This is a genomic window from Pseudarthrobacter sp. NCCP-2145 (genome assembly GCF_023708005.1).
Taxonomy (GTDB): domain Bacteria; phylum Actinomycetota; class Actinomycetes; order Actinomycetales; family Micrococcaceae; genus Arthrobacter; species Arthrobacter oxydans.
In genome coordinates this window covers 1-21,441 of the sequence record NZ_BRCG01000016.1, presented here as the reverse complement: position 1 = coordinate 21,441, position 21,441 = coordinate 1, and the positions used below count along the sequence as shown (strand labels likewise).

Sequence of the window (21,441 nt, the reverse complement as noted above, 5' to 3'; positions counted from 1 at the left end):
TCATTGTGCTCGAATCCATTCGTCGCGATTCGAGTCTCGCTGCCATTGCTGCCGGGGTCCGATCCATTCACGCGCTACGTCCGTCAGCCAGATCGTGCTGTCGGGGTCCCAGCCCGCAATGACCGTTGCTGTTTCAGGATCGACCTGAAGTGGGCGCCCCGCGGCATTCAGGTAGCCCATGACTGTAAGGTGCATGGCGTCCCACTCGCCGGTGGCTTTTTCCCAGTCCGGGATTACCCATCTTCCATGCCGTCCGGTGGTGTGGAACCAGTCATGCCGCCTGGACGCTGTGACTTCCAAAGGGAACTTGCGGCAGAGGTCTACCCAGTCCCCTGCCGTATTTATCTCAAGTACCTTGCCGGATCCGCGAACGGGAACCGTCGTCGCGTGCTCCCACCCCAGAGAATCTTCCACCAAACTAAGCCCAGCCGGGAGTTGCCCGACGGTTTGGATCAAACCGTGCGGGATGGACCACCACGTTCCCGAAACATTAGCGGTGGGGTCGCTGGGGCGTTCTCGCGCCGCCGCTACTTCCTCCGCGCGTTCCTTACGCGCCCATTCTGCCAGCGTCTTTCCTGGGTTTTTCGGTAGGGGTGCTGGATCGTCGGCAAGGCGCCAGTCGATCGCCCACTGCTCTATCTGGCGGGGCTGCCAGCACCACTGCATATGGCGTGCAGCCATGAACTGTTCGGCGACCGGGGACAACGCCTCAGCTACTACCGGGAGTCCAGCCAGGACGTCTTCTCCATCGGGTGGTTGCCAATACTTTGCACTGTCAACGGACCGCTCAAGAGCGGCCTGCATCAGGTTGTCATCGAGGTTTGAGAAGTCCGTGAATTTGAGCCTTTCCGCAAAGCTCTCCACAGACGGAGCAGGGGGCCGAGGCTCGGTGTCACCGGCGGGAGCAGCGTTCAAAAGAACCCGTGATACCCCTCTGCCGCCTTCAAGTTCCTGGGCTAATCGGAACGCCGCATAGCGGATCTCCGAATCCACCTGCATGGCCAGTTCAAGACACATGCGGCGGCCTCGGGGCCCCTGGAGAATTCTGTGACGTTTGGCCGGGAGCATTAGCTCTCCAAAGGCGCCGGCGGAATGAGTCCATGAAAGGACTTCATCCGGGACTCGAATTCGTTGCGGTCTTCCGCTGCCAGAAGACCGTTAGCTCCGTAGCTCAACGCCATCGTATTCATCTGCCACTGTGCTCCTTCTGGCGGCCGAAGCCGTTCTGTGAAGGTGCCCGTGGCGTCCTTCGAGAGATCCTGGAACCTGAAGGCCAGCCACTGACCGGCACGGCCCAGCGCCACACCGGAAACAATAACCTGTTGGTCGGGAGTGAGACCTCCAAGATCCCGGATGCGGTCTTCGGCAGACCAGCTTTCCAAGCCATCGATTGCCGGCGCGTCAAAGCCGTATCTGCGGGCCACCTCTTCGATGATGCTGATTGCCCTTTGCTTTTCCTCCCACGTCTGCGGCACGGTGATGCTCTGGGATTCGGGACCGTTGACATTTACTAAGAGAGACTCGCCTCCGTAGTGGTTCTCGATAGGCCTATGAAACGGGCTGCTGCCCTTGTCGGCCACCGGGGCCCATTGGAGCCGGAGTTCCTCCGAGAGAGCAGCCTTAATCTCGGTGATCATCGTCTGCCCGGCGTCGTAGCCCTGCTGCGGAGTGGGGCCGTCCAAAACCTGTTGGGGATCGATCCCCGCGACACCCGGATATCCTCGCCAATACACGGTTCGTTCTGTACCGTCGGCGTTCTTGGCTACTGTGGTCCGCCCAACGGCGTTATCAAACATGTGGTGAATGACGCTGGCAACGGGAACCGCAGCTATCACGCCAACAATCAGGATCGCCGCAAGGATCCACCAGCGCCGGTGGCCGCGCAACCTGGTCTGTGACATCTACCAGCACCCCCATACTGTAGTAGCCACGACACTACAGCGAACCGGGGCGCTTACGCACCCGCCAGGTTTTCCAGGACACCAAGCGCGACGGCGGTCCCGTCCTCTGCGCGCACCAGCTCACCGGTGCGCGCGGCCTGACCACGGCAGCTTCCTGCCTCGCCAAGGACACGGGCCAGCGTGTCCGCGGTGAGTTTCCGGTACGGGACCGGCTGCGGGCCGAGGCCGCGCCGGTGCAGGACTGCTCCCCAGAACGGCTGGTCAGCGATGAACGGCACCACCACGGACGGAACCCCTGCCCGCGCCACGGCATGGACCGTTCCCGCCCCGCCGTGGTAGATCGCGGCCGCGGCGCGTGGCAGGACCAGGTGGTGGGCCACCGATTTTCTGACCAGGACATCACCGCCCATCGCAGCCGCCGGAATGTCGATCCCTCCCCAGCCCGTGGCAACAAGCGCCCTCAGGCCGTTCCTCCGGGCCGCCTCAATGATCGCTTCGCCGCGGGCCCGGGCGTCGCCGGCCTTCATGGACCCGAACCCCGCGTACACAACATCCCCGCCGTTGAGGAAAGCTTCCAGCTCGTCGTCGATTTCCGTGGCCGCGGGTTTGTCGGCCCAATGGCCCGTCAGGTGCACCGATTCGGGCCAATCGGACGGGCGGGGAAGCAGGTGGGGACTGACGGGGATCAGTGTGGCGCGGGTTTCCGTTGCCGGTGTGCGCCCTGGCGGCAGCAGGTCCAGCGCAGATTGCAGTTCCCGCCTGAACATCAGGGTGGCCGCCCGGGCCGGGGCGTAGCTGGCCCGGTTCAGCGGGCCCAGGCTGGCCGCGGGGATGATGGGCGACGGGAACTCCCTGGTGGGCGTCAGCGCGGGCACGGTCTCCACCAGCACTGACGGGATCCCCAGCCTGCGGGCCGCGGCCGGAGCACTGAGGACCTTCGGGTGATAGACCACCACATCCGGGGCGAACGCCACGATATGCTCCACGGCCGCGGAGAGAAGCTGGCCGACGGCGGGCCGGATCACTGTCCGGAAGGTCCTGGCTGCAGCCCGGGGCGAAACCCCCTGGTCACTGACGAGCCGGGCGAAGTCCATGCGCAGGCTGACGGTGTCCAGGCCGGCGGTGTCCGCGCCGGAGTTCTCCGGAATGGCGATCCGGACCTGGTGCCCCCGGGCCGCTGCGGCCCGGGCCAGGGCAAAGAAGGGTTCCACGTCGCCGCGCGTCCCGGCGGTCAGCAGCATCACCTTCATGGCACGAGGGTCCTTCCCCCGGTGGGGAGTGTTGGCATCATGCTGCCAGGTCCCGCCGGCGCAGGAAGTAGGCGGCCAGGGACGCCCCGGCCGCCGCCACGAGCAGCAGGCCCACCGCCCCCGCTTGGTTGAAGGATTCCACCGGCATGGCGGAGGAGTGCCGGAACGGGCTCGCGTCCTGCAGCCACGCCGGCAGGCCGAACAGCTCCCCGAACTCGCCCAGGACTATGGCCACAGCAAGCACGCCCCACGCCACCAGGATGCTCAGCCGAGGTGCCAGCGCGAAGGCGACAGCGGCCGCGGTCGCGAACACCAGGGCTGCCGGGACGTGGGCCAGCGCCGCCGGCACCAGTGACCAGGCGGGCCCATCGGAGGTCCCTGAGACAGCCAGGCCGACGGCGGCCGCGGCTCCCGCCGTCGTGGAGACCACGGCGGCGGAGACCGCGGCGACGAACAGGTTGGCGCCCAGCCAGCGGGCACGGGATACCGGCGCTGACAGCAGGATCTCCGCCCTGCCTTCCGCCTCCTCGGCACGCATCCGGAGGACTGCCTGGATCCCGGCTGCGGCCGCGAACACCCCTGCCATGCCCAGCAGCGCCGTGACGAACACGTCGATCAGTCCGGTCTGGCCGCCCGGCACCAGCCTGGCAATGAGCTCCCTCAACGGTGCAATGCTGGAGACTGTTTCGGAGGCCATGGGACTGAGCACGCCTGCCACCGCTCCCAGGGCGGCGGCCCCCACACACCATCCGGCCAGGGTGGAACGCTGCAGCCGCCAGGCCAGGCCCACAAAGGACTGGCCGCCCACGCCCGCACGCTCTTTGCCCACACGCTCGGGCAGCAGGCTGGCACCCACGTCCCGCCGTCGTCGGATCACTACCGCCAGTGCCGCCAGGACGGCCGCGGCAGCCAGGGGCACCAGCAGGACCGCCAGGTCCGGGCTGGTGAACGGCCGGGTGCGCTGGCCCCAGCCGATGGGCGAGAGGAGCGAAGGCCAGGCACTTGTGACGTGCAGCAGGTCCGCTGACGGTGTCCCCAGCGCGTCCCCGATGCCGCGGACAAGGTAGGCCACGCCGACCAGTCCCGCGGCGGCACCGTTCGTGCTCCGTCCCGACGGCAGGGCCTGGGCGGCCACGGCCGCAAGTGCCACGAAGAAGATGCCCACGCTTCCGACGGCGGCGCCCGCCGCAGCCGAACCGGCCGCGGGCAGTCCGGCCGCGATAAAGGCGCCGGCCACAAAGACGGCCAGCACCAGGTTCGCGGCGGTACCCAGCAGCAGCGTTGTCGCCAGGGACGCGGCCCGCGGGATGGGCACCGAGCCGAGGAGTTCCGCCCGTCCCAGCTCTTCGTCCGAGCGCGTGTGCCGCACCACCAGGAAGGTGCTCATGAGGCCGGCCAGGACTGCCGTGAACGCATAGCCCTGGAAGAACACCACCGCGCCCACGCCGGTTCCGTCCGGCAGGCCGCGGAGGAACAGGAACGCAGGATTCGCTGCTGCCAGGGTGAGGATGGCAACCTGCGCTGCTTCATCCCCGAACTGGGTGGCGACGGCGGTGGAGGTGGCGAAACTGAGCAGGGTGATGCCCAGGATCCAGACGGGCACCGCCACCCTGTCCCGCCGGGCCTGGAACAGGAGCAGCCGCAGCACCCCGGACATCACAGCACCCCGCTGTCCGTGCGCTCGCTGCTGTCCTTGCCGTTGCCGGCCCGCTTTCCACCCGTCCGCTGTCCCCCGTTACCGTCGCTGTAGTGGCGCAGGAACAGGGACTCCAGCGACGGCGGAGCCACCGACAGGCCGCTGATCCCCGGTTCCGCGATGCCGGCCAGGACAGCCCCGAGGTCCCCGGGGTCGGCGTCGAACTCTGCGGCGCTGCCGGCGATACTCACCCCGTGGGTGCCGGGCATCCCAGCCAGCCGTGCCGGATCAGCCAACCCGGTGACGCGGAAATGCGTGCGCTGCAGGTGCCGCAGTTCGCCCAGGGTGCCCGTTTCCACGGCTGTCCCGGCGCGGATGATGGTCACCCGGTCGCAGAGCTGTTCCACTTCGCTGAGGATGTGGCTGGACAGCAAAACGGTGGCTCCGTCCCGGCTGACCCGCGCAATCTGGCGCCGGAATACGGCATCCATCACCGGGTCCAAGCCGGCGCTCGGCTCATCCAGCAGGTACAGCCGGGCGGGGCGGGCAAACGCCGCTATCAGGGCGACCTTCTGCCGGTTGCCCTTCGAATACGTCCGGGCCTTCTTGCGGGGATCGAACTCGAACTCCGCAATGAGGTCGCGGCGCAGTTTGTCGTCGGCACCGCCGCGCAGGCCTGTGAGGAGGTCGATGACTTCGCCGCCGGAAAGGTTCGGCCACAGGCTCACGTCACCCGGAACGTAGGCAACGTCCCGGTGCACTGCCACCGGGTCGGCCCACGGGTCCAGCCCGAAGACGCGGGCGGTGCCCGCGGTGGGACGGATCAGGCCCAGGAGGATTCGGAGCGTGGTGGATTTGCCGGCGCCGTTGGGACCCAGGAATCCGTGGACCTCCCCCGGCGCCACGCTCAAAGTGAGACCGTCCAGCGCACGGGTTCTGCCGAAGTGCTTAGCCAGGCCGTGGGCTTCAATAACGGGTTGTGCTGCTGCGTTCATCGGCAGTCCGCTCCTTGGCTCGTCACGCGAACGCCCTTGGCGGCGCCAAGGCGTTCCGCAGGCATTGACTGCGGGCCGACCAGGCTTCCCGGCTCTCCGATCCACAGCATACAAGCGCCCGCGCCGGCGAGGAAGAGCCGCAGAGCACTGGCGCCGTGGCGCGTTTCCAGGGCGGCGCAGGGGCCCTCAGGCCACCAGCTTGGCCACCAGTTCGCCGCGGCTGCCCACACCCACCTTCTCAAAGAGCGACTTCAGGTGGTCGTGCACAGTGTGCGGGGAGATGAACAGGTGCCGGGCGATGTCAGCCGTCGGGTTTCCGGACAGCACCTCCAGGCAGACCTGCTGCTCGCGTGCCGTGACGCCATACGCGGCCAGCAGCAGGGTGGCCAGGTCATGGGTGGTGGCGGGTTCCACGGTGACCACCATCTGCTCGGGATCGTCGCCGGTGATCAGGCGGCTGGCCTGCAGCACCACCCAGTTGTTCCCGGCGTCGCGCATCCTGGCCCGAGCCGTGCCCGAAACGGCCGCGGAGGCCTGGGCCACCACCGAGTACAGCACCATGCTGAAGCGGCCCGGCGCGGCGTCCTCCACCTCGGCGAGCCAGGAAGCGGCCGCGGGGGTTGCCGCCTTCAGTTCCCCGTGCCGGCCGGCGATGACAATCACGGGTCCGACGGCGGCGGCCCGGGTTGGGTGCCCTGCCCTTACCGCGATCCTGGTGGCGGCCGCCAGGGTGGCTGTCACCGCCGCCAGGAACTCCACCTCGCGGTCCGTGAAATCCCGGCCGGCATCGCGGAAGATGCTGCCAACACCCCAGCAGGTGTCGTCCACGCGGAAGGCCGCCCGCAGTTCGTGCTCCAGGCCCTGCGGCTTGAGCAGGTCATTGATCCGGATGCTGCGGACCACCTCCCGGTGCGGGGCGTCGGACATGCGTGCGATGGGACGGGGACGCCGCAGCAGCTGGGCGAAGGTGTTCGGTTCGTTGCCCGCATATTCAGTCTCGGCGAAGCGGGCCGAGTACTCCACGTACTCCTCTTTCCGCACCGGCCAGGGCTTCCAGTTGGTGATGGACGTCATCACCAGGGTGTGGGGGTCGACGCCGGCCCAGCACCCCTGCTCGAACGGCACCGTGCGCTGCACCACCGCGAGCGCCGCAGGGTAGAGGTCCGCCAGGTTCATTCCGCTGGTGGCCAGGGCGGCGATGTCCCGCCGGGCACGCTCAGCGCGCTCCTCCCACATAGCTCCAGTATCCGCCCGGGGGGCCGCAGCGCAATCCCCCAAAGTGGGTATTCCCCGGGCACCCCGGAACCCCCTGGCAGGGGATGGGGAAGGTGCGCACCGCCGTCGTACTCTTCCCTCATGAACGCCGTATCCCAGATCTTCGCGGTCCTCGCCGCCGTGGTGTACATCGCGGTGTTCCCGCTGGAAAGCTTCCTGATGCACCGGCCGTGGGCGCAGAAGTTCCTGAGTACCCCGCCGCGCAATGTTCCGGCCGTGATGATGTGGGCCATCCCCACCGGGTTCCGGAACCTGGTGATCGGCCTGGGAGTCCTGGCGGGGGTGGCCGCGGTGAACATGGGCTACCTGGTGGTGGGCTACACCCTGGTGGTCTACTGCTGCCTGAACATGGTGTTGACCGCTCCGGCCATGTTCCTGGCGGACATGCTGGGCCACTACCCGAAGAAGGGCGACAGCATCCCGGGCACCCTGGGCGCCACCGTTCCGGCCCTGCTGGCACTGGTGACGCTGCCCTTCTGAAGCAGGGTAGCCCTGTCCGTTGACAGCAAATTGCGGCGGACGTGCAATTAAAGTGGTTCCGGCAGCAGCCGAAGCCAATCCACGAAGCGGCCCCCGCTTCCGTGAGGCCGCCCAAAAATTGGAGGTCCACAATGGGACAGGCACGCGAAGTCATGGACCGTCTCACCACGGCCATGGACGAAAAAGACAAAGAGACGCTGGCCCGGTGCTACGCAGCAAACGCTGTTGCCTACACCCCCGACGAAGGGGAACTGACCGGGCGCGACGCCATTACCAACTACCTCTTCCACTTCTGGGAGTCCATGCCCGACGTCCGGTACGAGCACGGTGACAGCTACGAGGCCGGAAACGTGGCCATTGACGAGGGCTTCGTCATCGGGACGAACACCGGGCCGCTGAGCCTGCCCACCGGCGAGACAATACCGGCCACGGGTAAGCAGGTCAGGGTCCGGAGCTGCGATATCGCCCGGGTTGAAGGAGGGGAAATTACGTCCCACCACTTCTACTTCGACCAGACGGAGTTCCTTGGACAGCTCGGACTGATGCGCGAACTGACGTCGCACTGACAGTGGGACGCCGGGACCAACTCACGGAAATGCCGTGGACACCCTGCGAGGGTATCCACGGCATCGTGTTGCGTCGTTGTCCTCTTCGGGAACTGCCCCTGAACTACGCGCGCTGGGCGATGTTGAGGATGTTCCCCTCGCTGTCCAGGAACCAGGCGCCCTTTCCGAATGAGTCGGTGGACACGCCGTTCTCCGTCTTCAGGCCAGGGAAGTCGTAGTCTTCGAAGACCACCCCGCGGCCCCGCAGTTCCTCCATGTCCCGTTCAAGGTTGTCCGTCTCCCAGCCCATCTGGGTGTTCTTTGCAGTGCCGGCGTTGTCGGTCTGGTAGATGAGGAAGCTGGTTCCCTTGCCGCAGCGGTACAACAGGCTTTCCTCGATGGTTTCAGAGGGTTCCAGTCCCAGCTTGTCCCGGTAGAAATCCTTGGCCCTGTTGATGTCCTTCGCGGGAAGAACAGCCATGATTGCTGAATCCTTGAGCATGGTGATTCCTTTATGCGTTGTGCGCACTGATGGCGGTTGCTCTCCCCCGGCTGCGCTCCCCCGGGACATCCCGGTGAGGGGCGCATGGCCGCCCGTCGCGCCACTTCCGGGGCGGCCACCTGGAACCGTGCGTGCCCCGCCAGCCATCAATGGCGCGCGTGTCCCCGAAGCCTACGTGGCCATTATGGAACCGAATTGCGCCCACGGAAATAGGGAAATGTTATTGACCCCGCGTAGGTTTCAGGCCCTTGGCGTAGGCGGCTTGTCCAACGTGCTGGAGGCAGTCGGCGAGGGTGCTGACAAGCCGCACACCGAGCGTGACGGGCGGGTCCCAGCGGGTGTCGACAACACGGTCAAGGTCACCATCACCGAGGGTCTCCAGGAAGTCCACGGTCTGCCGGTGGACGGCGTTGTAGTAGTCCAAAAGCAGTTGCGGCTCGGCGCGCACCGCGTCCACCTGCTCACTGGAATGTCCATACCCGGTGTCTTTCCGGGGCAACGGCAGGGCGAAGCGGCCCACGAAATCCTGCGCGGTCCACACCTGCTCGCGACCAGCGACGTCCGCCACCTGCGCATCCTCCACGCGGCCCAGGTGCCATAGCAGCCAGGCGATCGAGTTGCCGGTGCCGCCTGGCCGCAGGGCCAGCGCACCGCCGTCGAGCCCTTCAAGGGTGGCCTCCACGGTCTCTCGGATCCGGACAAAGGCGTCCAGCAGCAGTTCGTTGGTTTTCACGGTTCCCTTCCTGCGTTTTTCCCCAGGGGCGCGTGGGCCCCGTGCGTTACTTCCGGATCTCCGCCTGCCGCAGCCGGACCATCTCCTCCACCACGTCATCCGGGACGGGGTGGTCCGGGGTGAACCGGACGGTGCCCTTCGACAGTGAAAAGCCCTCCAGCCTGGGCGCGACGGCGTCCACCACCCCGGGCGAGAACGGGAAGATGGACAGGTGCTTGGCTGCCGCCGCCACACCGATCAGCGGCTTTCCGTCCAGCTTCAGGGCAGGCATCCCGTAGCTTCGGCCTTCCTCGGCGTCCGGGACAATGCGCCGCGCGGCCGCGATAACGCGCTGCAGGCAGCCGCGCGCAGGTTCAGCCAAGGCGGCAAGGGAATCGTCAACGTCACCCATGCGGTCAGTCTAGACCCGTGCGCAGCCCGGTGCCGCCAGGCTTTCCGGCTACGCTTTCGAAGCCCGGATCGCCTTGCGCACCGCCGCTCCGACGGCCGAAATGACTGGCACCAGGCAAACCAGTGCCACCACGGTGTTGGGCCGGAAGGACACCTGCCCGCCGACGTTCCGGTACACACCAAGCGGCAGCACCATTCCGCCTCCCCCGCCGCCGGAGGCGCCGTCCGGCCCGGCTTCGCCGCCTCCACCGAACCCGAAGGACACCAACGCCACCGGGATAACCTCTTCCCCTCCGAGCTGGACCGGGGAACCGTACGCCCTGGAGACGCTGACGTTCTTGAATGCTTCGATCAGTGTCGGGAATGCATCAGCCATGGCCCCACCCTATGGGCGTTGGTCCGGCGGCAACAGACCTGCCACCGGGCTTTCCGGTCAGGTTTGAACGCGCCGGCGGTAGTTCCTCGGCGTCTCCCCCGCGTCGTTCAGGAAGTGCCGGTTGAAGTTGGACAGGTTTGAGAAGCCCACTTCGTAACAGATGTCCGAGATGGGCTTGTCCGTCCGCTCCAGCAGGCGCCTGGAGTGGGCAAGACGGAGCTTGCGCACAAGATCGCTGAAGTTCTGGCCGGTGGCGCGCTTGAAGTACTTGGAAAAGGTGGGCTCGGGCATACCCACCAGCGCCGCTGCCTCGGACATTTTGACACTGCGGGCGTGGTTGCTGAACACATACTCCAGGACAAGGTCGACGACGGCGGCGGCCTGTCCGTCCAGCTGCGGCCTGAACCATTCCTCGGCAAGGTAGCGCCGTTCCTCCCGGGGTGCCCGGGTCAGGATTCCAAAGAGGGCGAACAGGTGCTGGAGCCGCTGCAGCCCGCTCGTAGCGCCCATCGCCTCGATGGCCGCGGCTGCCTCCTCCGCTGAACGTCCCAGGAACTCGATTCCCCGCCGGGACTGCTCCAGCAGCGGCCCCACCTCGGCCAGTTCGGGAACCAGGGCCGCCGCCTGTTCAACCCATCTGCCGTCGAACTGGATGACGGCATCCCGGTTCTCAAGCACCTCACCTGGCTCAAGGTCACTGACCCAGTCGTGCGGCAGGCCGGACCCCACCAAGGCAACGTGCCCCGCCTCGAACGTGCCGATATGGTCACCAACAATGAACTTTCCGGTCCCCTTGCGGATCAAGTGGATCTCGTACTCGGGATGGTAGTTCCACCGTGCCAGCGGGCTGGGGTAGCTGTGCTGGTGCCACCGGACCGAATGGTTGGGATCAGGCGGGATGACCTCGCGGTTTGCCCGCATCCCCAGCAGGCGTTCGGCGAGCCGTGCCGTGGCTCCGTCAGCTATTTCCGCGGCTGTCATCGAGGTGCTCCATAGGGGTGGCCGGTTATGAACTCGGGACAGGCATTGGTGGTCCTGGTCCCAGAGTAGCGCCTTCACGGGGGTGCACGGCGGGAAAATAAGTATCAGAAAACGGCAACCAGGGCGCTAGTTGTTACCTCAGCCTCCCGCCTAACCTTGAACTACATCAGCGAGGCACCCCGGAATCTCCGGTCCCAGCCCTCGCCCAGGTCCAGCACCCCGGCACGGCAGTCGAGGTGCGGTGACTGTGCACCCCTGAAGAACAAAGGAGTCCTTAATGCGCCCAAAAATACGTGCTGCGACCCTGGCCGCCGGCGCTTTGTGTGTCGCGCTGAGTGCCTCGGCCTGTGCAGGTGCCGGCGGCGGCAATTCCGCCGGAGACCCGAACAGCATCAGTGTCCTGATGGTCAACAACCCCCAGATGGAGGACCTGCAGCGGCTCACGGCAGAGAACTTCACCAAGGAAACCGGGATCAGGGTCAACTACACGATCCTGCCGGAAAACGACGTACGGGCCAAGATCAGCCAGGAGTTCTCCAGCCAGGCCGGCCAGTACGACGTCGCCTCCCTCTCCAACTACGAGATCCCGTTCTACTCCGCCAACGGCTGGCTGGCGCCGCTGGACGATGTCGCTGCCGATCCCGGATTTGACCAAAACGACATCCTGCCCGCCTACACGGCGTCCCTCACCGGTGAGGACGGCAGGCTCTACGGCGAACCGTTCTACGGGGAGTCCTCTTTCCTGATGTACCGGAAAGACATCCTGGACGCCAAGGGCCTGGCCATGCCGGCAAAGCCCACCTGGGATGAGGTCGCTGACATAGCGGCAAAGGTGGACGGCGCGGAACCGGGCATGAAGGGCATCTGCCTCCGCGGACAGCCGGGCTGGGGCCAGGTCTTCGCACCCCTGACCACCGTGGTGAACACCTTCGGCGGAACCTGGTTCGACAAGGACTGGAACGCCCAGGTCAATTCCCCCAAGTTCACCGAGGCGGTGGAGTTCTACACAACTCTGGTGCGCGAGCACGGTGAAGCAGGCGCCGCGCAGGCAGGGTTCACCGAATGCCTGAACAACATGAGCCAGGGCAAAGTGGCCATGTGGTACGACGCAACGTCCGCCGCAGGGGCACTGGAAGCCGAGGATTCCCCGGTCAAGGGCAAGATCGGCTACGCCCAGGCGCCGGTCAAGGAAACCGCCTCTTCCGGCTGGTTGTGGACGTGGTCCTGGGCCATGCAGGCTGCGTCCAAGAAGCAGGACGCTGCCGAGAAATTCATTGCCTGGGCCAGCTCAAAGGACTACGAGGAACTCGTCGCCTCCGAGCTCGGCTGGGCAAAGGTCCCGTCCGGCAAGCGCATCTCCACCTACGAAAACGCGGAATTCCAGAAGGCCGCCCCGTTCTTCGAGGCAGAACGCTTCGCCATCGAAAACGCCGACCCGAAGAACCCCGGCGCGCAGGAACGTCCCGCCGTCGGGATCCAGTTTGTGGGCATCCCCGAATTCGCAGCCCTGGGAACGAACGTGTCCCAAGGCGTCAGCTCCGCCATCGCCGGCCAAGGCTCCGTGGCCGACGCGCTGGCCAAAGGCCAGGAAGCCGCCCAAAAGGTCGGCGACAAGTACAAGCAGCCCTAACCGAACCGCAGGAGAACATCATGACTACCGCAACGGCGCGCATCTCCCGCCCGGGACGCAATGCAGCCACACCTTCACTCAACGCCCGGCAACGGGAACGTTCCCTGGCCTGGGCACGGCGTGCACCGCTGCTGCCGGCCCTGGTCTTCCTTATCCTGGTCACCCAGCTTCCGTTCGTGGCGACCCTGGTCATCTCGTTCATGAACTGGAACAGCCTCAGCCCGGACAAGACCGCCTTTGCCGGGCTGGAGAACTACGCCACGGTCCTGACCGACCCTGACCTGCGCCAGGCCATCTTCACCACCATCCTCCTGACCGTCTCCGTCGTGCTGATCAGCCTGCTGATCGGCCTGGGACTTGCCCTGCTGCTGGACAAGAAGTTCATTGGCCGCGGCCTCGCCCGGACCCTGCTGATCGCCCCGTTCCTGGTGGTGCCGGTGGCGGCGGCCCTGATCTGGAAACATGCCCTGCTCAACCCCACGTACGGGCTGATCAACGGAATCCTGACCTGGGTCTGGTCGCTGTTCGGCAGCACGGCGGCGCCGCAACTGGACCTGCTCTCGCAGGCTCCCATGATGGCCGTGATCCTCTCCCTGGTGTGGCAGTGGACGCCGTTCATGATGCTGATCCTGCTGGCCGGGCTGCAGTCCCGTCCCATGGACACCGTGGAAGCTGCCCAGATGGACGGCGCCACGCCCTGGGGGATCTTCCGGCACCTGACCCTGCCGCACTTGCGCCAGTATCTGGAACTGGGCGGGCTGCTCGGCGCCATCTACATCGTGCAGAACTTCGACGCCGTCTTCACCCTCACCGCCGGCGGACTGGGCACAGCCAACCTGCCCTACGCCATCTACCAGACGTTCTACTTCGCCAACGAATACGGCCTGGCCTCCGCCGCCGGCGTCGTGGTGGTCATCGGCACCATCATCGTGGCCACCTTCGCACTCCGTACCGTCTTTTCACTCTTCAAGAAGGAGGCAGCACGATGAGCACCCTCACCCCCGCTGCACCGCAAAGCTCAGGCCCGGCCCGTTCCACCTCCCCCGCCGCACGGGCAACCGGCCGCGCTCCACGCCGCGGCAAGGCGCGCATGGACCCCACCCGCAACAACACCGCCGCCGGCATTGCAGCATGGCTGCTGGCGCTTCTCTTCGCAGTCCCGGTCCTGTGGATGATCCTCACCTCGTTCCACTCCGAGACCGACGCCGCGACGAACCCGCCGTCCATCGCCGCGAACCTCACCCTGGATGCGTACCGGGAATTTTTCGGCGAAACGTCCGGCGTCAGCCCGTGGCCATCGCTGATCAACTCCGCCACCGCCTCGATCCTGTCCACGGTCCTCGTGCTGCTCCTGGCCTTCCCGGCAGCGTACGCGCTCTCCATCCGGCCGGTGAAGAAGTGGACGGACGTCATGTTCTTCTTCCTTTCGACCAAGATGATGCCCGTGGTCGCGGCGATCCTTCCGCTCTACCTTTTCGCGCGGACCGTGGGGGCACTGGACAACATCTGGTTCCTGATCCTGATGTACACCTCCATGAACCTGCCCATCGCCGTCTGGATGATGCGGTCCTTCCTGGCCGAGGTGCCTGAGGAAATGCTGGAGGCAGCACAGATCGACGGCGCCAACCTCCTGCTCATCCTCCGCAAAATCATCGCCCCCGTGGCCATGCCCGGCATCGCCGCCACCGCCCTGATCTGCTTCATCTTCAGCTGGAACGAACTGCTCCTGGCCCGGGTCCTCACCGGCGTGGTGGCAGGCACAGCGCCGGTGTTCCTGACCGGCTTTGTCTCCGGCCAGGGCCTCTTCCTCGCCCAGGTCTGCGCGGCCGCCGTCGTCATCTCCCTGCCGGTGCTGTTCGCAGGGTTCGCCGCCCAGGACAAACTCGTCCAGGGACTCTCCCTCGGCGCCGTGAAATAACAGGCCATGAAATAGCCCGCCGCCCCACCAAACTCTTTCAAGGATCACGTCAATGACAACACCAACCGCCCAGACCGTGCCCGCCACCGATCAGGCGCTGCCCGCCACCATGCGCGCCAACATCCTCAAAAGCCAGGGCGAGATGACCATGGAAACCCTGCCCCTCCCTGGGCTGGACGCCGACCAGGTCCTGGTGCAGGTCGCGGCCGTCGGCGTCTGCGGCAGCGACGTGCACTACTACGAGCACGGCCGGATCGGCCCGTATGTGGTGGACCACCCGCTCATCCTCGGCCATGAGCTTTCGGGGCGGATCGCCGCCGTCGGAAGTGCCGTGGATCCGGCCCGCATCGGCCGGCGCGTCGCCGTCGAACCCCAACGCCCGTGCCGGACCTGCAAGCAGTGCAAGGCCGGGCGGTACAACCTCTGCCCGGACATCGAGTTCTACGCCACCCCGCCGGTGGACGGCGCGTTCGCCGAGTACGTGACCATCCAGAGCGACTTCGCCTACGACATCCCGGACAGTGTCAGCGACGAGGCAGCCGCCCTTATCGAACCGCTCTCCGTCGGTCTCTGGGCCTGCGAACGTGCCGGGATCAAGCCCGGCAGCCGGGTGCTGATTGCCGGTGCCGGGCCCATCGGCATCATCGCCGCCCAGGCCGCCCGCGCCTACGGCGCCACCGAAATCTACATCAGCGACATCGCCGAAGGCCGCCTGGCCTTCGCGCTGGAACACGGCGCCACCCACGCGCTGAACGCGAAGACGGACAACGTGGAAGGGCTCGACGTCGACGCGTTCATTGACGCGTCCGGGGCACCGCAGGCGGTCCGTTCCGGCATCAAGGCCGTTGCCCCCGCCGGAAGGGTCATCCTTGTCGGGCTGGGCGCGGACGACGTGGAACTGCCCGTCTCCTTCATCCAGAACCGCGAAATCTGGCTCTCCGGCGTGTTCCGCTACACCAACACCTGGCCCCTGGCCATCCAGCTCATTGCCGACGGGAAAGTGGACCTGGACATCCTGGTCACCGCCAGGTTCGCCCTCGCCGAGTCCGAACAGGCGCTCACGGCGGGCAGGCAGCCCGGCCAGCTCAAAGCCGTTGTCTACCCCGGCCGCTGACCATGTTCACCGTGATCGGCGAGTCACTCGTTGACATCGTTGACTCCCCTGACAGCGAAGGCGCGGCCAGGGCAAGCTGCCGTCGGGTCCATCCCGGCGGCAGCCCCCTCAATGTCGCTGTGGGCATTGCCCGCCTCGGCCAGGCAGCCACGCTCGTCACGCACTATGCCGACGACCCGCACGGCCACGTGATTGCCGGGCACCTCCGCGGCAACGGCGTCGAGGCGATTGTGGGAGGCGCCTCTCCGACGTCGTCCGCGGTGGCGCGCCTGGACAGCACCGGGGCGGCGGAGTACAGCTTCTCCATCACCTGGGACATCACCGGCGCCTCCATCCCGGCCCTTGCGGCAGTGGAGAGCTCCCTCCATGTCCATACCGGGTCCATCGCCACCGTCCTGGGTCCGGGCAACCAGATGGTCCGGCGGCTGGTGGCGGCTGGGCGCACGCACGCCACCGTCAGCTTCGATCCCAACTGCCGGCCCGCGATCAGCGCAGAGGCGGACGCGGTCCGGGGCGACATTGAAGGCTTGGTTGCCGCCAGCGACATCGTCAAGGCCAGCGACGAGGACCTGCGCTGGCTGTACCCGGGCAGGACGCCGGACGAATCCCTGGCTGCCTGGCTGGAGCTGGGACCGGCGCTGGCTGCACTGACGCGCGGCGCGGACGGTCCGGTGATCCTGACCCGGCGCGGACGTGTTGAAATGCCCGGGGAAGTTACCACCGTTGCGGACACCGTGGGGGCCGGCGACTCCTTCATGGCGGGCCTCATCTCCGGCCTGGCGCAGCTGGACGCGCTGGGCGCCGGCGGACGCGAACGCCTGCACAGCCTCTCCCCCGCGGAACTGGCTGCCCTGGCGTCCTATGCGAACCGGGCGGCCGCCATCACCTGTTCCCGGCCCGGCGCCAACCCTCCCACCTCCGCCGAGCTCGGCTCCCTGGCCGGCACGCCCGCGGCCGCGGCTGGCTAGCCCGTGCGAGCCCCGCGGTAGTCAGCTGGTCTGCGTGTCCCTGGCCCTATGAGCCTTCCGCACCGTGCCGGTCTGTACAACGGATAAGGGCTCACGGGAGACTGACCCCATGCGCAAACTGGCCTTCGCCATGAACGTAAGCCTGGACGGCTACACCGCAGCCCCCGGCGACAATCTCGGCTGGAGCGCACCAAGCGACGAGCTGTTCCAATGGTGGTCCGACCGGGTGGGTTCGACGGGCCTGGCGCTGTACGGGCGCAAACTGTGGGAGACGATGAGCTCCCACTGGCCGACTGCTGACCAGCAGCCCGACGCCACGCCGGCGGAGATCGAGTTCGCCCGCCGCTGGCGGGACATGCCGAAGGTGGTGTTCTCCTCGACAAAGAGCACGGTTGACTGGAACACCCGCCTGGTTACCGGCGACGCGGTCACCGAGATTACCCGCCTCAAGGCCGACGACGGCGGCTCCATGGATATCGGCGGTGCCACACTCGCCGCGGCAGCCATGCGGGCAGGGCTGATCGACGAATACGCCATCGTCACCCATCCGGTCCTGGTTGGCGGCGGCACTCCGTTCTTCACCACCCTGGACAACTGGGTGAACCTGAGCCTGATTGAGACCCGGATGTTTCCCGGCGGTGTGGTCCTGACCCGGTACGAGACCAGGCGCTGACTGCGGCGCCGGACAAGTATGCGGGACAAGTTTCCGCCGCGTTCTTGGGAAGGCAGTAGAGCGCCTCGTTCGGGTGAATAGGATGATAGGCCGCGTCACTCAGAAGTTAAGTAGTTGAGTCTCGGTTGTGCCATTGGTGTAGGTCACGTTGACGGGCAATCCTTGATTAGAAGCATTTTGCATTTCGTTTCCAGGTAGCCAGAAGGCAAACTGACCTTTTGCGACAGTTGCGAGCACCTCCTCATTAGCAGCGCTGGTGTAGCTAACGGCTACAACATCGGTTCCCACGCGACCTGACGCGATTGAAATGGGCTTATCGGCGATTGTTCCGGTTCCGAGTTGGGTAGCAACGATGCCTCGGGCCGGGAGTGCCGTCGCGTTACTTGGATTTCCGATGGAACCGATCATTCCTTTGCGGAACCAGGGTGCTGTGGCGTCGGTGGTGCATGTTGCCTCAAAACCGTCAGGGCCACTGAGGACGACAGTCACCCAGGCTCCCCGCCGCTCGGCGATGGCTACTTCCGCTGTTGAAAGTTCGGTTGAGTACATGCCGCCGCCTACATGTTGTTTTGAGTTGAGGCAGTCCGAGACAGCGGTGTCACGTTCTGAGCCAGTAAGTGTCCCGGGTGCTGCGGTCCACGTGGCGAAGGCCGGGTCACCTCCGGAAAGTGCCGGCATGACAAGCAACCCGGCTGTGACGGCTGCCAGGCCCCCAAGAGTGACTGCTCGTCGTCGGCGGTTGGCCTTGGGTTTGGACAGCTCGCGGCTAACCCCCAACCGGCTGTTTGGGGCTGCGGGAATTGGTGGAGAGCTGAGTATGCGGGCGAGGTCTGCTTGTGCCCGGGCAGGGTTCGGCTGTGAGTTTTGCTCTGCTGCGTCCATTGACCGCAGCAGTAAGTCGAGGTTCTGGTCACTTTTCATAGCGTTGATGCCTTTTCGGGTGATGCTGCCGGAACGTCGGACGCATGGTGAGGGAGGTAGTCGAGGAGGAGCCGCAGCGCCCGCCTGGCACGGGTCAACCTCAGCCGGAAAGCCACGGGCGAGATGCCCAGGACTTTGGCTGCCTGCGGCGCGGCAAGGTTCTCGAAGATGGCGAGTCCCAGGGCTTCTTGATGGACTTCAGAAAGAAGCGTCCAGGCGCGGCTTAGATCGATGCGACTAGTGACCCGATCAGCATGAGAATCGCTGCACAGCTTTGGTGTTGTCGTTTCAGCGAGCCGGACGCCCAACGCATGACGCCGTTGTTCTCCGCGCTGAGCGTTCAGCATGAGATTCCGCGTAATTCCGAAAACCCAAGCCCGGGCGTCACTCTCGCCTGCCGGCGCTTCAGAGAAGCGCCTCCAGACGACAAGAAATGCCTCAGCCACCACGTCCTCAGCATTCGCCGGCTCAGTGCGGCGCTGAACGAACTTCAGCAGGTCGGCGTATGAGGATTCGTATAGCGACCGGAAGGCGTCCGCCCTGTCAGGGGCCCTCGAAAGATGCTTCATACCTATACCTGTCCGCCACATGACTGGGTGTGTCGCAAACGATCAAACAATTTTCGCGCTACTCTCCGAGCTGGCCGAGCACCGTAAAGCCTAAACGCGCGGCCCGCTTTTCCGGATGAGCACGGAACTATCGGAACATGCCAAAGCCCTGTTAGGCCCAGCACACTTCCTTGCCGGAGACGAGGAACAGGAGCATACTTATTAGCAGGACTAATTAGCAGTGCTAAGTATTTTCAGGAGGCGCAACCCGGGCGTGACCACCACCGACACCCAGAACCCGAAAACCACCGGATCGGCCGGCCCGGACAGCCTGGCCATTGATCTCCGCACGGCAGTCATGCGCACCTCGCGCCGGCTCCGCGTCGAGGCCACCGGAGACGCCATCACTCCGGGGCAGTACACGGTCCTGGCGCTCCTGAACGGCAACGGCCCCAGCACCCTCCGCGCGCTGGCCGACAGCGAGCACGTACAGGCTCCGTCCATGACGCGGATCGTCAACGCGCTCGCGGACCAGGGCTTCGTGTCCAGGGCGGCAAACCCCGACGACGGGCGCCAGGTCCGCGTGGACATCACCGACGCCGGCCGGGCAGTCCTGGCCGAGGCCCGTAACCAGCGGACGGCATGGCTGGCGCAGCGGGTGGCCGGGCTGAGCGAAGAGGACCGGCAGATCCTCAGCCGCGCGGCGCACATCATGCAGGAAATGAGCGGCAAATGAGCGCCATGTTCCGGGCCCTGGAGAACCGGAACTACCGGATCTGGGCCAGCGGCGCGCTGGTGTCCAACATCGGCACCTGGATGCAGCGAATAGCCCAGGACTGGCTGGTGCTGACTGTCCTTACCAACTACTCGGGCGCCGCCGTCGGGATCACCACCGGCCTGCAGTTCCTTCCCATGCTGCTCCTCGGACCGTACGGCGGAGTGCTGGCGGACCGCTACCGCAAACGGGTGATCCTGCTGTGGACGCAGGTGGCCATGGGCCTGACCGGGCTGGCGCTGGGGCTGCTGGTGGTCACGGGCACCGCGGAACTGTGGCACGCCTACCTCGCCGCCCTCTGCCTGGGCATTGCCAGCGCCGTGGACGCGCCCTCCCGGCAGGCCTTCGTCTCCGAACTCGTGGGCCAGGACAACATCTCCAACGCGGTGGCACTGAATTCCGCGTCCTTCAACACGGCCAGGCTTACCGGCCCTGCCATCGCCGGCGTGCTGATTGCCTGGGTGGGAACCGGCCCGGTGTTCCTGCTCAACGCCGCCAGTTTTGGCGCAGTCATCATCTCGCTGTTCCGGATCCGGACCTCCGAACTTGCCCCCGCGGCGCCCGCCAGCAGGGGCAAGCACCAGGTGGCGGAAGGCGTCCGCTATGTGCGCAACCGCCCGGATCTGGTGCTGATCATGGTTTTGGTGGGCATCCTCGGCGCGTTCGGGATGAACTTTCCCATCATCAACGCCCTGATGGCCACCACTGAGTTTGGGGTGGGCCCCGGCGAGTTCGGGCTGCTGGGATCCATTATGGCGGTGGGCACCCTGGCCGGGGCACTCCTTGCCGCACGGAGGGCCGGTCCGCGGCTGAGGTTCCTGCTGGGCGGTGCGCTCGGGCTTGGTGCCTTTACCCTCCTGGGCAGCGTGTCGCCGTCGTTCTGGCTGTATGCAGCGGTCCTGATCCCGGTGGGCCTGGCCTCCATCACGTTTCTGAACAGCTGCAACACCAGCATCCAGCTCTCGGTGGAGCCCCAGTTCCGCGGGCGGGTGCTGGCCCTGTACCTTGCCGTGCTCCAGGGCGGAACCGCTGTGGGCGCTCCGCTCATGGGCTGGATCGGCTCGGAGTTCGGCGCCCGCTGGTCCGTGGCGGCCGGAGGGATCATCGTGCTGCTGGCGGCCGTGGCCGCCGTGGTTGTGGTCAGCAGGCGGAACAGCCTGAGCTTCCGGGACAACCTCCGCATGGTGTTCCGGCGGCGGCGCGAGCCTGCCGTCTAGGTCAAAGCACCAGGCAACGGACGACGGCGGCGCCGGACTATGCCTTGGAGGCACCCATGATGGGCCTGCTTCGGCGGCACGCACCGCCGTCGTTCGCTCTCCGCCGGCAGTAACGCCGCTGTAACGCCTGCAGGGTCTAATTCCAGTGGACGCAATGATCTCCTGGCGGTCCATGCTTTCCGTGGCCTGCCGGGACCCTACCCAAGGCTGGAACCCGGGCAGCACAGATAGTGATGGTGCGAGATGCACTCCTGCAGCCGTCACCCGATCGCCCTCACCTGGGCGGTCACCCTGGCGCTGCTTTTGTCTGCGTGCATGGCAACCGGCGGCGATGGTGAGCCGGCTCCCAGCAGCAGCACGTCACAATCGAGCCAGCCCATAGAGTCCGGCGTTCCTGGCGACACCCCCACCAGCGGCGGAGCGGGCAGCCAGTCCACAAGTCCGGAACAGGGCCAGGAACGGCCCGTACCCGGAGGGCAGCAGCAGCCCGATCCGGCACCGCCGCCGGCTCAGCCGCCTGGCCCGCCGGCACCAAACCAGCCACCTGCCCAGCCGCCGGGCCCGCCCGCACCGGCCCAGCCGCCTACCGCACCTGCCCCGAACCAGCCACCCG

Annotated in this window: 23 protein-coding genes; 10 read left to right on the top strand and 13 right to left on the bottom strand. The window is 66.3% G+C overall.

Annotated elements, in window-relative coordinates; genetic code table 11:
• The 6 genes from NFU08_RS14330 to NFU08_RS14305 form a co-directional block, all read right to left on the bottom strand.
• Positions 1-1,017, bottom strand: coding sequence for a hypothetical protein (locus NFU08_RS14330; protein ID WP_251424253.1), 1,017 nt, complete (start codon positions 1,015-1,017; stop codon positions 1-3).
• Positions 1,018-1,067: 50 nt separating this feature from the next.
• On the bottom strand, positions 1,068-1,901 hold the full coding sequence (locus NFU08_RS14325; protein ID WP_251424250.1) for a hypothetical protein: 834 nt from the start codon (positions 1,899-1,901) through the stop codon (positions 1,068-1,070).
• 53 nt (positions 1,902-1,954) lie between these two features.
• Complete coding sequence (locus NFU08_RS14320) at positions 1,955-3,151, bottom strand: glycosyltransferase (protein ID WP_251424248.1); 1,197 nt, start codon at positions 3,149-3,151, stop codon at positions 1,955-1,957.
• Positions 3,152-3,188: 37 nt separating this feature from the next.
• Positions 3,189-4,808, bottom strand: coding sequence for an ABC transporter permease (locus NFU08_RS14315; RefSeq protein WP_251424246.1), 1,620 nt, complete (start codon positions 4,806-4,808; stop codon positions 3,189-3,191).
• Entirely contained in the window at positions 4,808-5,782 is a 975-nt protein-coding gene (locus NFU08_RS14310; RefSeq protein ID WP_251424244.1) for an ABC transporter ATP-binding protein, read from the bottom strand. Before NFU08_RS14310 ends, NFU08_RS14315 begins: the two co-directional genes overlap by 1 nt.
• Positions 5,783-5,968: 186 nt before the next feature.
• Positions 5,969-7,018, bottom strand: coding sequence for a helix-turn-helix transcriptional regulator (locus NFU08_RS14305; RefSeq protein ID WP_251424242.1), 1,050 nt, complete (start codon positions 7,016-7,018; stop codon positions 5,969-5,971).
• Between the two features lie 120 nt (positions 7,019-7,138).
• Between NFU08_RS14305 and NFU08_RS14300 the strand changes: the two genes are divergently transcribed.
• Positions 7,139-7,537, top strand: a complete 399-nt coding sequence (locus tag NFU08_RS14300; RefSeq protein ID WP_104186288.1) for a DUF1304 family protein — start codon at positions 7,139-7,141, stop codon at positions 7,535-7,537.
• A 131-nt stretch (positions 7,538-7,668) separates the two neighbouring features.
• On the top strand, positions 7,669-8,103 hold the full coding sequence (locus NFU08_RS14295) for an ester cyclase (RefSeq protein WP_174175814.1): 435 nt from the start codon (positions 7,669-7,671) through the stop codon (positions 8,101-8,103).
• A 103-nt stretch (positions 8,104-8,206) separates the two neighbouring features.
• Here NFU08_RS14295 and NFU08_RS14290 read toward each other — a convergent pair whose 3' ends face one another.
• The 5 genes from NFU08_RS14290 to NFU08_RS14270 form a co-directional block, all read right to left on the bottom strand.
• On the bottom strand, positions 8,207-8,584 hold the full coding sequence (locus NFU08_RS14290) for a VOC family protein (protein WP_174175816.1): 378 nt from the start codon (positions 8,582-8,584) through the stop codon (positions 8,207-8,209).
• 220 nt (positions 8,585-8,804) lie between these two features.
• Positions 8,805-9,317 carry a mycothiol transferase gene (locus tag NFU08_RS14285; RefSeq protein ID WP_251424241.1) on the bottom strand — a complete coding sequence of 171 codons (513 nt, stop codon included), beginning with the start codon at positions 9,315-9,317 and terminating at the stop codon, positions 8,805-8,807.
• A 46-nt stretch (positions 9,318-9,363) separates the two neighbouring features.
• Positions 9,364-9,708, bottom strand: a complete 345-nt coding sequence (locus tag NFU08_RS14280) for an iron chaperone (RefSeq protein ID WP_174175820.1) — start codon at positions 9,706-9,708, stop codon at positions 9,364-9,366.
• 48 nt (positions 9,709-9,756) lie between these two features.
• Complete coding sequence (locus NFU08_RS14275) at positions 9,757-10,083, bottom strand: hypothetical protein (RefSeq protein WP_251424239.1); 327 nt, start codon at positions 10,081-10,083, stop codon at positions 9,757-9,759.
• Positions 10,084-10,140: 57 nt separating this feature from the next.
• Positions 10,141-11,064: an AraC family transcriptional regulator gene (locus NFU08_RS14270; RefSeq protein WP_251424237.1), complete on the bottom strand. Its 924-nt coding sequence runs from the start codon at positions 11,062-11,064 to the stop codon at positions 10,141-10,143.
• A 277-nt stretch (positions 11,065-11,341) separates the two neighbouring features.
• Between NFU08_RS14270 and NFU08_RS14265 the strand changes: the two genes are divergently transcribed.
• The 6 genes from NFU08_RS14265 (at position 11,342) to NFU08_RS14240 (ending at position 17,367) form a co-directional block, all read left to right on the top strand.
• Complete coding sequence (locus tag NFU08_RS14265; protein ID WP_251424235.1) at positions 11,342-12,694, top strand: sugar ABC transporter substrate-binding protein; 1,353 nt, start codon at positions 11,342-11,344, stop codon at positions 12,692-12,694.
• Positions 12,695-12,714: 20 nt separating this feature from the next.
• Entirely contained in the window at positions 12,715-13,683 is a 969-nt protein-coding gene (locus NFU08_RS14260; RefSeq protein WP_174175828.1) for a carbohydrate ABC transporter permease, read from the top strand.
• Positions 13,680-14,612, top strand: coding sequence for a carbohydrate ABC transporter permease (locus NFU08_RS14255; RefSeq protein WP_251424233.1), 933 nt, complete (start codon positions 13,680-13,682; stop codon positions 14,610-14,612). The genes NFU08_RS14260 and NFU08_RS14255 overlap by 4 nt, the downstream gene beginning before the upstream one ends.
• Positions 14,613-14,664: 52 nt before the next feature.
• The gene (locus NFU08_RS14250; RefSeq protein WP_251424231.1) at positions 14,665-15,726 is read left to right on the top strand and encodes an NAD(P)-dependent alcohol dehydrogenase; all 1,062 of its coding nucleotides are present in this window, start codon (positions 14,665-14,667) and stop codon (positions 15,724-15,726) included.
• A gap of 2 nt (positions 15,727-15,728) precedes the next feature.
• A complete protein-coding gene (locus NFU08_RS14245; RefSeq protein WP_251424229.1) occupies positions 15,729-16,694 on the top strand; it encodes a carbohydrate kinase in 966 nt (321 codons plus the stop codon).
• Positions 16,695-16,803: 109 nt separating this feature from the next.
• Complete coding sequence (locus tag NFU08_RS14240; protein WP_174175836.1) at positions 16,804-17,367, top strand: dihydrofolate reductase family protein; 564 nt, start codon at positions 16,804-16,806, stop codon at positions 17,365-17,367.
• A 99-nt stretch (positions 17,368-17,466) separates the two neighbouring features.
• Here NFU08_RS14240 and NFU08_RS14235 read toward each other — a convergent pair whose 3' ends face one another.
• The gene (locus NFU08_RS14235; protein WP_251424227.1) at positions 17,467-17,916 is read right to left on the bottom strand and encodes a hypothetical protein; all 450 of its coding nucleotides are present in this window, start codon (positions 17,914-17,916) and stop codon (positions 17,467-17,469) included.
• A 368-nt stretch (positions 17,917-18,284) separates the two neighbouring features.
• Positions 18,285-18,857: an RNA polymerase sigma factor gene (locus NFU08_RS14230; protein ID WP_251424225.1), complete on the bottom strand. Its 573-nt coding sequence runs from the start codon at positions 18,855-18,857 to the stop codon at positions 18,285-18,287.
• 337 nt (positions 18,858-19,194) lie between these two features.
• Between NFU08_RS14230 and NFU08_RS14225 the strand changes: the two genes are divergently transcribed.
• Positions 19,195-19,572: a MarR family winged helix-turn-helix transcriptional regulator gene (locus NFU08_RS14225; RefSeq protein ID WP_397425906.1), complete on the top strand. Its 378-nt coding sequence runs from the start codon at positions 19,195-19,197 to the stop codon at positions 19,570-19,572.
• Complete coding sequence (locus NFU08_RS14220) at positions 19,569-20,828, top strand: MFS transporter (RefSeq protein ID WP_251424221.1); 1,260 nt, start codon at positions 19,569-19,571, stop codon at positions 20,826-20,828. The genes NFU08_RS14225 and NFU08_RS14220 overlap by 4 nt, the downstream gene beginning before the upstream one ends.
• The last annotated feature ends 613 nt before the right edge of the window (positions 20,829-21,441 follow it).